Genomic DNA, 12,128 nt, shown 5'->3' on the forward strand with positions numbered 1-12,128 from the left:
AATGTGACTACTGGAGCGATCTCAAGGAAAATGAAATCTGCACCGCATCTTCCGATACGGTGCAATCTTGGTTAGCTTACGACCAATGGTTTGTATAACCTCTTCACCAATAAGCTAAAGACCAGCAACCATTGCGATACATAAAGTTTGTATGCCCGAAAGACTCTGGCTCCTGCATGCAGTCAGAGTCTCGAATATTCCAACAGAGAATTATTAATATCAGATTACATAAATATTAAGTTATGCGGCCCTTCTAAAATTTTGCTAACCATTAACTGTATGAACGGGAGCAATAATCCCTTGCCAAAGCATGAAAAACGGCAAAAAGGCCGCCCTAAATCAGCCACATTTAAAAAATTACACTTTTTTAAAAAAAAGATTTGACAGCCGCATGTCTCGTCACTAAAATACGCTCCATTCCTGATGGTCCGATAGCTCAGTCGGTAGAGCAAGGGATTGAAAATCCCTGTGTCCCTGGTTCGATTCCAGGTCGGACCACCACTTATTTGCGAGCGTGGTGGAATTGGTAGACACGCCAGATTTAGGTTCTGGTGCCTTTGGTGTGAGAGTTCGAGTCTCTCCGCTCGCACCATATTCTGAAACCCCGGTAAACAATCTTGTTTATCGGGGTTTTTTACTTTCCGGGCCGGCTAAATTGAGCCCCAGAAAACCGCTTAAAACACATCGATGATTCCGACTGCCTCCATTCTTCAATTGCGCTAAACTCAAACAGATACATTGCCGTGTCAAAGGCCGTCATTTTGTCCCCAAAAACAAAAAGGCCGGTTTGAAAACCGGCCTTTAAAGTCTGCATTTAGAATCGTCTAGTTTTTAACCGACGTCTTTCTAGCCACGTAAGCGAGAGACAGCAACAACAAGATAATCAATGTTGGATCGAATGCACTGTTGGTTTTTGACAATGTACATCCGCCACTGCTTGCCGAAGTCGTCGTATCGGACTCCGTATCTGCCGTAGTTTTAACGTCTACATAAACCATTCTGTGGTCTGATGGGTAATCACCGGCTGTCAGGTCCGACAGCGAATTATCCGAAGTAGGCCAGAAAACCGCAGACTGAACCAATTCCATTCCCGCTGCCGAAGGCAATACGTAATCCGCTCGCATGGCCCAGCTTGCGGTATGGCTTAGAGAGTAAGCGCTTTCCGGAGTGTTTTCTACACCACCAAAACTGACTGGATACGGATCCTGAACAAGCTCGTTGTCGAGCAATAGACTGATTGGGTTATCAGTCGCATCCCCTTCAACCGCAGACGCATTTTGATCACCTAGAACGACAAAGCGATCTCCGGAAGCCAAACCGCCCGTACGGCCATTATCGTCATAAATATAAGAAGCACTGTCCGAACTGATGTAATCGGACCAGAAGCGAATTTCATCATGGTTTCGCGTTCCGTTACGATCTTCAGTACCGTCATATACCGGTGGCGTCGGGTGAGACGCTAGCAGATGAAGCGTTTTCCCATCGATTTCAACTGGCACATCCCAGTGGCTTTTCGATGAAAGACGGAAAATTTCCAACTCTTCATCCGAATACCAGCTTGAGCCGTCTTCATTGACAGGAAGCATGGCGTCCGGCATATCTTTCCACAGGAACATTTGGAAAGTTCGAAGTTCTTCGGTGTTAATCGGGTACATCGAAAGCACAACCATGCCGTACTGACCAGGATAAGCACCATAACCATAAGCATCGTCGTAATCGCTAGAAGAACCGTTATTGTTGAAATCCATGCCGGATGGCACACCGGTATTTACCGGCGCAGTATAGCTGTACGGATAGTCGATCATCTCAACATCGTTGGCTTGAGCGATCGCAAGATACTGTTCTTTGAAACGCTGCAGTGAAGTGTGCGATTCATCATAATCAAACTCATTTAACAGAATAATGTCAGGACGAACTCTTTGAATCACTTCCGCCAGTTTTTGCGCCTTTTCATATTGACCGCCGTCAAGCAGTCCCGGCAAGTCGGCAGAATTCGCATCATCACCGATTAAATTGATGTTATAGGTTGCAATACGAACCGAATCGTCCGCTTTATCCAGAACCGGTTGAGTCGTTGAATCGATTCCGTAAATTTCGAATGAGGTATAGGCTGTCGATATGCTATCGGTCGCGAAAATCGTTACTTGGTGCTTACCCGTTTGCGTCAGGGTTAATCCATTATCCGGCGCCCATGTTTCCGTTGTGCCGGAATCAATGGAAATGGTGTAATGAATATCACCCACAACATTTTGAAGAACCGGTGATAACATCAATTGTTCGTTAACAAATGATGTTTCAGGAGCGGTAATCGATAGCGTCAGATTGCGCTCTTTTTCTTGCACAGTAACATCATCCACTTCCCACGCTGCCGCATCACCTGACCCCGTTCCGGTACTGGTGTACTTGAAACCGATAACAATCGAACTTCCTACAAAACCAGAAAGATCGATGTCTTCCGATTTAACCCAACTGTAGCTCCCTTGAGAAAGCTGGCTGGGAGTAACTTCGCTCCAGGTTGCCGTTTGCGGATCACCTGCATAATCGGTCGAGACAAAAGCCTGAAAGGCTCCGCCGTCATAATTTTTTGCCGTCTCAAATGTCAATTGCGGTTCGGTTGCTGAACTTAAATCAACTGAATCGGAAACCATCCAGTCGATACTGGCAACATCGCCGCCATAACCGTTCGCATAACCGTAAGTATCACCACTGTAGGCACTGACGCTCCAGTCTTTATTGCTAGTGATGCTGATACTTGTAAATTGCGTATCGGCGAAATTTTTTGAAGTCGCCGCACCTTCAAAATCTTCCAAAAAATATGGGCTTGCATAAACCGCAGGAGCCATCATTAACGATAGCAGCGCAGTGTGTAGAAGTTTCATCTGATCTTTCCTTTAACTATGAAATAAATGGAAAAATCTTATGAACCGAGAATGAATATCAGATGACAGGAGAATGAAAGATTATTTAAGAACCGCCGTAAGCTTGAACACAAAAAAATGCCTGAAACGACGGGTAAACAGCTGATTTTAGGAAATCTAAAAAGCGCTACCTAGTAAATAAATGGCCGCAAGATGACATTTAAGTGAAAAAGATGCCGTAACTTGAAAGCAGAAGAGACGGCCATATTGACCGATCTAAAAAATACTCCGTAAGCAAAACAGGACAAACCAAAGAGAAAACGAAGCAGCTACGGTCCAGATAACTCGTCAGTAAGTAATCACTCAACTATTATTTTTCCAGGTCAGTATGAACTTTCTCTTTAGACCGATTTTCCCGACTTACGGGGAAGGATAAGTATAGCGTTGATGTATCTGTTCAATTCCGGCAAGCACCTCCTCACTGAGATGCAGGTGAATCGAATCGATATTCTCCTGCAACTGCTGCATCGTTGTTGCGCCGATGATGTTCGCAGTCAGGAACGGACGTAAATTTACATAACTCAATGCCATCTGTACCGGCGATAAACCGTGCTGCTGCGCCAAATCCACATAAGCTTGAGTAGCGGCATCGGCTTGCGGATTGAAATAGCGATCAAAACGCGGGAAAAGGGTAATTCGCGCATTTTCCGGTCTCTGATTATTCAGGTACTTTCCAGCGAGAACGCCGAAAGCCAGGGGGGAATAAGCGAGGAGGCCGACATTCTCCTGATGGGCAACTTCCGCCAATCCGACTTCATAACTGCGATTGAGCAGGTTATAAGGATTCTGTACCGACACGATTTTCTCCAATCCCATGCTTTTAGCAAGATGCAGAAAATTCATCGTTCCCCATGCCGTTTCATTCGATAAACCGATAGCACGAATTTTTCCGGCTTTGACCTGATCCGACAGGGCTTCTAGCGTTTCCGCAAACGGTGTCAAATCATCCGCCATTTCGTTTGGCTGCTGAAATCCCAGCTTACCGAAAAAATTGGTTTCCCGTTCAGGCCAATGCAGTTGATACAAATCGAGATAATCGGTCTGCAAACGCTTCAAAGAGGCGTTCAACGCTTGTTCGATGACATTTTTGGTAAAGCGGGTATTGCCGCCGCGGATATGAGTGACAAACTCGCCCGGTCCGGCGATTTTCGAGGCCAGTACAACTTCATCACGACGACCGTGTTTGGCAAACCACTGACCGATAATGGTTTCGGTCGAACCATAGGTTTCCGCTTTCGGCGGGACCGAGTAGAGCTCGGCGGTATCCCAGAAGTTCACCCCCTGATCCAATGCATAATCCATTTGGGCAAAAGCCTCTTGCAGCGTATTCTGCTCCCCCCAAGTCATGGTACCGAGACAGATTCGACTGACTTGAATATCCGTATGTCCAAGTGTTGAATAATGCATTTTTGAGCTCCTTTTGAAAGTTTCTGCATTTCCCTCTGTCCTGTCGAAAAGGGGATGCAGTCAAATAACATGCCAGAAGCCTTTTCCGGCTCTTGGCATTGACCGGTTTTGACGCCCTAACGCAAATGGAGAAAACCGGCTTCCATAAATTGAGCGCGGCGACTTAAATCGTCAATTTCCCTATCCAACGAATAAATCTCACCGTCCAGATTATCTCTCAATTTCTCGAGTGCTCTGAGCTCCCGATATTGCTGATTTTTAGACTGATCGGAATAGTTTTTCGCCGATCGCTGCCTTGCTTCGAAAAGCGCCTTTTCCTTGGTTTGAATCTCGTTACTCAGGAACTCTCTCTGCTTCTCAAGCCCTCTTAATTCCTGATACAGCTGAGTCTGGTAGCGATCTTCGCTGCTGGCCAGCTTCTTACGGATTTCGGCAATTCTTTTATCCGCCGACTTAAGCTTTGCACGCATCTCTTTCAACTGTTTTTCCTGCGAGGAAGTGTTTGGAGATTGATTCTGACCCTCTTTCAGGCGTTTTCTATGTTGGGCGATCTGTTTATCCAGTGCTTTCAGCTGCTCAAGCTTCTCTCTACGGAGATCAAGCAGGTTTTGTCGATAATCCAGCAAAGCATAAATCTCACTTCCTCTCGCGTAACCGAACTCAACTTCCTCAGTATTGATCCCGCCGCACTGGGAAGGAAAAGCGGAACCGTTTTTGCCTAATTTAAAGCCGGTCTGTCTGATGCAGTAACTTTGCAAGCCTTGCTGATAGCCGCTCAAATACGCATTAAAATCAACCCGAACGCCAACGGGAGCGCAAGCTTCCCGGTGATCGGCAATTCTCTGCGATGAATAACCGTTGGCGGCATCGCTGTAACCGACTTCATACCAGTTCGCTACCCGACACTCCTCTTCACTTAGGGTTGCGCATCCCGATAAAATCGACGCACCAAGCAAAAGTGCCATTGCCGGAATTCTCATACCTATTTTTTCTCCAACCACGCGTTGCCCTGATTCCTCATAATCACTCTATCACTTAAAGCGATTTTGCAGAAGTTGCATTGATCGACTCTCTTATAAAAATCCGCAGCGGAACTTATCAAAATTTACCGATTATGCTATGCTTAGCGCTTTGAATTATCAGTCGATTTTTGCTTCGTCGACAGAAGAAGTCGGGACAAAACAGAGATGCTGTTTTCCTTGAAACAATCCCGAATAAATCAGGCTCATACAATACCGCAGTATTGCATTTTCATCGCTGCCAAAATCGCAAGTGGAACTCTCTATGAACATTAAACCTCACTGGTTTCGTCCAGCCTTTCTTTTGTCTATATTGCTTGTGCTCAGCGGCTGTTTCGGCATTACCCAACCGACCGATCCAAGCGTCAAGGAGATGGCCGAACAAAAATTCAACCGCGATTACGCCGGACTCTTTACCGTTGAAGAAGTCGAAAAAATCAACGGCTATAAGCAGAACGATACCCACTATGTGGCCGAATTGAAAATCCATGCCATAGCACAACGCTCTCTGGATGAATATGCCAAAGCGATTATGCACGACGAATCTCTCAGCGGTTTGGAAAAACTGACTCAGTCCATGTCTGTCGGACTTTTGAAAATGACACTGCCGGAGTTTCAATCCGGCGATCGTCTCGAATTTGATCGCGACTACCTGTTTATCAAAACCGATAACGGGTGGATGCTGAAAAAAGAACTTGAACAGAGCGCTGACAATTAAGCCGTTCTGAATGTAAACACGATGAAGGAATCAACATGCCTCTACTAGACAGCTTTACCGTAGACCATACCATTATGAATGCACCTGCGGTGCGTGTCGCCAAAACCATGACATCACCGTCCGGCGACACCATTACCGTTTACGATCTGCGTTTCAATAAACCGAATGAATCGATTATGGGCGAAAAAGGTATTCATACCCTTGAGCACTTGTTTGCCGGTTTTATGCGCGACCACTTGAACTGCAAAGACGTGGAAATCATCGACATTTCACCGATGGGCTGCCGCACCGGTTTCTATATGAGCCTGTTGGGCGCTCCAAGCGAAGAGCAGGTTGCCGAAGCCTGGCTGGCGGCGATGCATGACGTTTTGGCGGTAGAACGCATGGAAGACATTCCTGAATTGAACGTCTACCAGTGCGGTACCTACACCATGCACTCTCTGGACGAAGCTCAGGAGATCGCTCGCGGCATTATCGAACACGGCATCGGCGTCAATAAAAACACCGAGCTGGCGATGAGCCCGGAAAAATTGCGTGAACTAGGCAACGAGGTCTAAGGTGAAAATAGCGATTATCGGAGCGATGGAGGAAGAGGTTTCTCTATTGAGAAGCCGTCTGGACGATCTAACCACTACGACCATCGCCGGTTACGAATATTACAGCGGCCGCATCGACGGCAGTGAAATCGTGCTTTTACGTTCCGGCATCGGCAAGGTCAATGCCGCCATCAGCACCACGGTACTGTTGCAGAGCTTTCAGCCGGACTACGTCATCAATACCGGATCGGCCGGCGGTTTTCACGTTGATCTGAATGTCGGCGACATCGTCATCAGCAGCTCGGTATGCCACCACGACGTCGACGTCACGCCTTTCGGTTATGAACTGGGGCAGGTACCGGGTATGCCGAGCTGTTTCCTGCCGGACGCAAAACTGGTCAAAGCGGCCCAGCACAGCATTGAAGATCTGGCGGAAGTGGTGCATATGCATGGTTTGATCGCCACCGGCGACCGTTTTATGCATCATCCTGACGATGTCGATCTGACCCGTGAAAAATTCCCGGAAATGATCGCCTGCGAAATGGAAGCGGCAGCGGTCGCCCAGGTGTGTTACACCTTCGATAAACCGTTTGTGATTATCCGCTCTCTATCGGATATTGCCGGTAAGGAAAATGCGGTGACTTTCGAGCAGTACCTGCAACAGGCAGCGACCCATTCGGCCAAAGTCATTCTGGGCATGCTGAAATATCTCAACGGCAATGCCTGATTTCCGGATAACGTTAATGCGCTTTAAAGAAATTAAGGTGCATTAACGGCTTTGCACTGCCTGCAGCTGCTTATCATGCCAGGAAGCCAAAAACAGTAACGCGCAAATCGCGCCGAACAACGCAAAGCCCATATCGGACTGCGTATCCCATACATACCCTTGAGTTCCCAGGAAGGCGTCGGCCGCTTCGTCGGACAACAACGCCACCCACCATTCGATCAGTTCGTAAAAGGCACTGATGCCGAGACAGAAACCGACAATAATAATATTGCGCCAACCGTCCTTGACGATCTGCAACCGGATAAATAACTCTCTGGCGACCAGAGCCGGAACAAAACCTTGTGCAAAATGCCCGAGCTTGTCGAAATTATTGCGCTCACCATCCACCCAATGTTGCAGATCGGTAAACAGCGGCACTTCGGCGTAGGTGTAATGACCGCCAACCATCAGAATAATGCAATGAATAAGAATCAGCCCATAGAGCAAAGGCGTCAGAGGGAAACGACGATAGGTTGATGCCAGTATCACGAATGCAACCAGCGCCGGAAAAACTTCCAAAAACCAGGTTAGATCGTCTTTCGGATGATAGCCTGACCACAGCAGGACACCGCCAAAAATACCAATCCACAGCCATTTCATACCGGCTTCCTCCCGAGGTACCTCTAATTTTAGGATCACGGAATAGAGACTTTTCTATTCACAATTACAGAGATTTTGCCACAAATGGCCTTGTAACTGTTGGATACCGGCTTGCAGATAAAGTTGTTTTTCCTGTTCGCTATCGACCTGATCAACCGCTAAAACCGCCCCGGTCAAAGCGGCAAATTGTGCCATGGCAGACAAAATTGTCTGTCCCTGTGGCTGATCAACGGCGTTTCTTGCCCACTCAGCATCCAGTTGTAAAACCTTGAAAGATAGCTGACTGAGCAGATTTAAGTCAATGCCGCTTTCTCCGACATCGTCCAATTCCAATTCAAAGCCCTGCTCCCGCCAGCGTTTTAGAATACCTATCGCCTTTTCAGAGGCAAGTAATTTACTCTTAGCGGAAACGGCCAGCCGAATTGTACCGGCAGGCACTTTGCTTGCCTGCCACGCCTTGGTCATCGCATCGCATAACGGATCATTCAGCAACGCATCAATCACCGGGAAACTGATTGTCGGTAAATCGTCTTGCGGACGGTTTTCCATCCAGGCCAGTACGCTTTCCCACCACCACAACATCAGCGAAGGCGCCACCGGATCGTCCTGCGAGCAGTCTTTCCAGGTTTTAAAGTAACTGCCTTCATAAGCTTCATCTGGACAACTCAGGTCGGCACGCAAGCTTAAAACATTTTGCGATGCCGCTCCCACCTGGGGACTAAACAGCAACTTCAAACGGCGCTGCTTCATGCCTTCTGCCAGACAGGAGGATTGCGGCTTACAACACTCCTCCGCCTTTTCCGGCATCAACTCTTCGACAAAACAATAGCCTTTGCGTTTGCCTTTACAGAAATAGAGCGCCTTGTCCGATTGCTCGATCAGATCCTGAGCAGAGCGGCCATTATGCGGAAAACGTGCGATACCGATGGAGGTCGACACCCGCAAACTGCGGTTTTGATAGATAAAGTCGCGAGAAACACTTTTCAGAATACGCTGACAGACTCGTTCAATCACCTCGCGATCGGACAAACCGGTCAGAAGAACCACAAACTCGTCACCGCCATAACGACTGACAATATCTTCATCACGCACGGCAGATGCTAAACGCTTACCGACTTCTGCCAATAAATTGTCACCGCATAAATGCCCATAGGTGTCATTAATCGGTTTGAAACCGTTCAGATCCAAAAACAGTAAAACAAAGGGCGAGTTTTGATTCTGCGTGACCAGACGCTCCAGTGTCCGATCAAAAAACAGGCGATTCGGCAGTTGAGTCAAGCTGTCGAAAAATGCCAATTGAAACAGTTCTTGAGCGTGACGCTCGATCTGCCCGGACACCTGAGAATCCAGATCTTTCGGCAAGTCTTCACTATGCGAAAAACGTTCTCCCAACAGCGACATAAAGCGCTTGGCGTCTATCGTTGTTTCGCTTTTGCGACGCTCTTTCAGGTCGGTCGAAACCATTTCTTGCTGTGATTGTTTATCTGATTTGAGATCGTTCATCTTCTATTACTCAACGCTCGATAATCGCCCTCGAAGCGTCTCACCGAAAATACTTTTAAAATACCGTTATAATGCCACACAATGTTCTATAAGGATTTTTTCCGTTTATCCTGTCGTTTCTCAAGCGACATCGAATAAGGGAAAAAACCCGCAGCAAAACCATTCTAAGCATCATGTTAGCAAAGGAGATGCCATGTCCAGCATTGGTACGCCATTTTCACCTACCGCCATCAAAGTCATGCTTTGCGGTGCCGGAGAGCTCGGCAAAGAAGTTGCCATCGAACTACAACGCCTAGGTGTCGAAGTTATCGCCGTCGATCGCTATGCAAACGCTCCGGCAATGCAGGTGGCCGACCGTAGTCACGTTATTAATATGCTGGACGGCACCGAATTACGCCGCATCATCGAACAGGAACAGCCGCACATGGTGGTGCCTGAGATCGAAGCCATTGCCACCGACACCCTGGCGGAGATGGAGCAGGAAGGCGTCAAAATCATTCCAACCGCGCGCGCAACGCAATTGACTATGAACCGCGAAGGCATTCGCCGTCTGGCAGCGGAAACTCTAGGTCTGTCGACCTCTCCTTATGAATTTGCAGATAATCAGGCCGACTTCACTGCCGCTGTCGAACGCATCGGCATGCCATGTGTCGTCAAACCGATCATGAGCTCTTCGGGTAAAGGCCAGAGTGTAATCCGCAACAGCGACGATATTTTACCGGCCTGGCAATATGCTCAGGAAGGTGGTCGTGCCGGGAAAGGACGTGTGATCATTGAAGGCTTTGTCGACTTCGATTATGAAATTACCCTGTTGACCGTGCGTCACAAAGACGGAGTCAGTTTCTGCGAGCCGATCGGTCATTATCAGGAAGACGGCGACTATCGCCAGTCCTGGCAGCCGCAGCCGATGAGTCCTGCCGCCCTGCAAGCCTCCCAGGACATTGCCGAAAAAATCACCAGCGAGCTGTGTGGTGAAAACGGACGCGGCCTGTTCGGCGTTGAGCTTTTTGTTAAAGGCGATCACGTTTATTTCAGCGAAGTGTCGCCGCGACCGCATGATACCGGCCTGGTCACCTTGATCTCTCAGGATCTGTCGGAATTCGCACTGCACGTACGTGCGATTCTGGAATTGCCGATTCCGAATATTCATCAGCATGGCCCGTCTGCGTCAAGCGTTATCCTGCCGACCGGCACCTCGACTCAAACCGCTTTTACCAACCTTGAACAGGCTCTAGCGGATGCCGATACGCAATTACGCCTGTTCGGAAAACCGGATATCGACGGTCGTCGTCGCATGGGCGTGGCCATGGCTCGTGCCAACGATATCGATAGTGCAATCGAAAAAGCCAAACGCGCTGCCGCTGCGGTAAAAGTCGAATTCTAACTCCCTTCCTATCTTCTTCCCGCAAACCCTTGTGATTTGCGGGCTCTAAATCGTTCTTATCGAGTTATACAAAGTTTTCCCACTTATACCCAACTTATCCACAGGCGGTATTTTTACAGATGTAGCCCTTTAAAAATTCAGGTTTGCTTCATCATTAATAAACTCCACAACCGATAAAATAAAATTATGAATAAACAATGAAACCTTTAGCACTCTCTTGCATTGACTGCTAAACTTCTGCTATATTTTTAAGCAATTCAAATAAAGCGTTATGGAGGTCTTTTAAATGTCTAAGATCATCACAGCTCAACAAAACAATCTACCTGCGGTGCAAGTCGCTTCGCATCAGCTGGTTCCGGGAGCGGACCTGGAAACTTACTTGCGCACGGTACAAAGCATTCATCAACTGAGTGCGGAAGAAGAACGTGAACTTGCCGAACGCCTTTACTATCAACAAGATTTGGATGCGGCTCGCCAATTGATTCTTTCTTCACTGCGCTATGTTGTACCGGTTGCCCGCAGCTACAAAGGCTACGGTTTGCCACTGAGCGATATCATCCAAGAAGGTAATGTCGGCTTGATGAAAGCAGTGAAGCGTTTCAATCCGGAAGAAGGCGTTCGTCTGATGACTTTCGCGGTTCACTGGATTCGCGCCGAAATCAACGAATACGTGATCCGTAACTGGCGTATCGTTAAAACTGCCACCACCAAAGCACAGCGCAAACTGTTCTTTAAACTGCGCGGCAGTAAAAAATCTCTGGAATGGTTTGGAGATAAGGATGCTGACCGCGTTGCCGAAGAGCTTGGCGTTACCCGCAAAGACGTACTGGAAATGGAAACCCGCTTGTACGGGAAAGATATTTCGGTAGACGGTCCAAGAGACGACGACGAGCAAACGACTTTCCCGGTTCTTGTCAGTGAACAGGCAGACCCGGAAACCCAGCTGGTACAGCAAAACCAGGCTGAATATCAGATGCGCCGCATGCAGGAAGCTTTGTCGACTCTTGACGAACGTAGCCACGATATTCTGCAGAAACGTTGGTTGAGCGACCAAAAAGTCGGCTTGAAAGAACTTTCCGAGGAATACGGTGTTTCCATGGAACGCATCCGTCAGGTAGAAAAACAAGCTTTGGGTAAATTAAAAAACCTGCTGCTTGCCTAAGCGATCAAATTGTACACCCCTTCAATGAAACCCGCGTTAGCAGTCCGCTGTCGCGGGTTTCTTTTTTCCGCAGTTCCGATATTGAAAAAGCGACAATCTATTGATTAATAGAATA

General features: G+C 47.8%; 10 protein-coding genes and 2 tRNA genes. 7 read left to right on the top strand and 5 right to left on the bottom strand.

The annotated features are described in order from the left end of the window. The first annotated feature begins 425 nt into the window (after nucleotides 1-425). A tRNA-Phe gene (locus tag H8792_RS06990) sits at nucleotides 426-501 on the top strand. Nucleotides 502-508: 7 nt separating this feature from the next. Then, nucleotides 509-592, top strand: a tRNA-Leu gene (locus H8792_RS06995). Nucleotides 593-824: 232 nt separating this feature from the next. Here H8792_RS06995 and H8792_RS07000 read toward each other — a convergent pair. The 3 genes from H8792_RS07000 to H8792_RS07010 form a co-directional block, all read right to left on the bottom strand. After that, nucleotides 825-2,879: an endonuclease/exonuclease/phosphatase family protein gene (locus tag H8792_RS07000; RefSeq protein WP_228766996.1), complete on the bottom strand. Its 2,055-nt coding sequence runs from the start codon at nucleotides 2,877-2,879 to the stop codon at nucleotides 825-827. Between the two features lie 399 nt (nucleotides 2,880-3,278). After that, the gene (locus H8792_RS07005; RefSeq protein ID WP_185978231.1) at nucleotides 3,279-4,325 is read right to left on the bottom strand and encodes an NADP(H)-dependent aldo-keto reductase; all 1,047 of its coding nucleotides are present in this window, start codon (nucleotides 4,323-4,325) and stop codon (nucleotides 3,279-3,281) included. Nucleotides 4,326-4,441: 116 nt separating this feature from the next. After that, nucleotides 4,442-5,305, bottom strand: coding sequence for a DUF2799 domain-containing protein (locus tag H8792_RS07010; RefSeq protein WP_185978232.1), 864 nt, complete (start codon nucleotides 5,303-5,305; stop codon nucleotides 4,442-4,444). 304 nt (nucleotides 5,306-5,609) lie between these two features. On the opposite strand from H8792_RS07010, the gene H8792_RS07015 reads away from it, so the two are divergent. From H8792_RS07015 to mtnN, 3 genes are read left to right on the top strand one after another with little or no spacing between them, the layout of a single operon-like run. After that, the gene (locus H8792_RS07015) at nucleotides 5,610-6,062 is read left to right on the top strand and encodes a hypothetical protein (protein WP_185978233.1); all 453 of its coding nucleotides are present in this window, start codon (nucleotides 5,610-5,612) and stop codon (nucleotides 6,060-6,062) included. Between the two features lie 35 nt (nucleotides 6,063-6,097). Beyond that, nucleotides 6,098-6,619, top strand: a complete 522-nt coding sequence (luxS, locus tag H8792_RS07020) for an S-ribosylhomocysteine lyase (protein ID WP_185978234.1) — start codon at nucleotides 6,098-6,100, stop codon at nucleotides 6,617-6,619. A 1-nt stretch (nucleotide 6,620) separates the two neighbouring features. After that, on the top strand, nucleotides 6,621-7,325 hold the full coding sequence (gene mtnN, locus H8792_RS07025; RefSeq protein ID WP_185978235.1) for a 5'-methylthioadenosine/S-adenosylhomocysteine nucleosidase: 705 nt from the start codon (nucleotides 6,621-6,623) through the stop codon (nucleotides 7,323-7,325). Between the two features lie 42 nt (nucleotides 7,326-7,367). Here mtnN and H8792_RS07030 read toward each other — a convergent pair whose 3' ends face one another. Further along, entirely contained in the window at nucleotides 7,368-7,964 is a 597-nt protein-coding gene (locus H8792_RS07030) for a DUF2238 domain-containing protein (RefSeq protein WP_185978236.1), read from the bottom strand. Nucleotides 7,965-8,018: 54 nt separating this feature from the next. Continuing rightward, nucleotides 8,019-9,467 (bottom strand): sensor domain-containing diguanylate cyclase, encoded by a 1,449-nt coding sequence (locus tag H8792_RS07035; RefSeq protein ID WP_185978237.1) that lies wholly within the window; start codon nucleotides 9,465-9,467, stop codon nucleotides 8,019-8,021. 193 nt (nucleotides 9,468-9,660) lie between these two features. On the opposite strand from H8792_RS07035, the gene purT reads away from it, so the two are divergent. Continuing rightward, nucleotides 9,661-10,851, top strand: coding sequence for a formate-dependent phosphoribosylglycinamide formyltransferase (purT, locus tag H8792_RS07040; RefSeq protein WP_185978238.1), 1,191 nt, complete (start codon nucleotides 9,661-9,663; stop codon nucleotides 10,849-10,851). A gap of 286 nt (nucleotides 10,852-11,137) precedes the next feature. Continuing rightward, on the top strand, nucleotides 11,138-12,013 hold the full coding sequence (rpoH, locus tag H8792_RS07045; protein ID WP_185978239.1) for an RNA polymerase sigma factor RpoH: 876 nt from the start codon (nucleotides 11,138-11,140) through the stop codon (nucleotides 12,011-12,013). The last annotated feature ends 115 nt before the right edge of the window (nucleotides 12,014-12,128 follow it).

Source organism: Thiomicrorhabdus heinhorstiae (genome assembly GCF_013391765.2).
GTDB lineage: Bacteria > Pseudomonadota > Gammaproteobacteria > Thiomicrospirales > Thiomicrospiraceae > Thiomicrorhabdus > Thiomicrorhabdus heinhorstiae.

Bases quoted from the DNA above. Each gene is read 5' to 3' on its own strand.
- H8792_RS07000 (WP_228766996.1), bottom strand. From the start codon at position 2,879: ATGAAACTTCTACACACTGCGCTGCTATCGTTAATGATGGCTCCTGCG.
- H8792_RS07005 (WP_185978231.1), bottom strand. From the start codon at position 4,325: ATGCATTATTCAACACTTGGACATACGGATATTCAAGTCAGTCGAATC.
- H8792_RS07010 (WP_185978232.1), bottom strand. From the start codon at position 5,305: ATGAGAATTCCGGCAATGGCACTTTTGCTTGGTGCGTCGATTTTATCG.
- H8792_RS07015 (WP_185978233.1), top strand. From the start codon at position 5,610: ATGAACATTAAACCTCACTGGTTTCGTCCAGCCTTTCTTTTGTCTATA.
- luxS (WP_185978234.1), top strand. From the start codon at position 6,098: ATGCCTCTACTAGACAGCTTTACCGTAGACCATACCATTATGAATGCA.
- H8792_RS07030 (WP_185978236.1), bottom strand. From the start codon at position 7,964: ATGAAATGGCTGTGGATTGGTATTTTTGGCGGTGTCCTGCTGTGGTCA.
- H8792_RS07035 (WP_185978237.1), bottom strand. From the start codon at position 9,467: ATGAACGATCTCAAATCAGATAAACAATCACAGCAAGAAATGGTTTCG.
- purT (WP_185978238.1), top strand. From the start codon at position 9,661: ATGTCCAGCATTGGTACGCCATTTTCACCTACCGCCATCAAAGTCATG.
- rpoH (WP_185978239.1), top strand. From the start codon at position 11,138: ATGTCTAAGATCATCACAGCTCAACAAAACAATCTACCTGCGGTGCAA.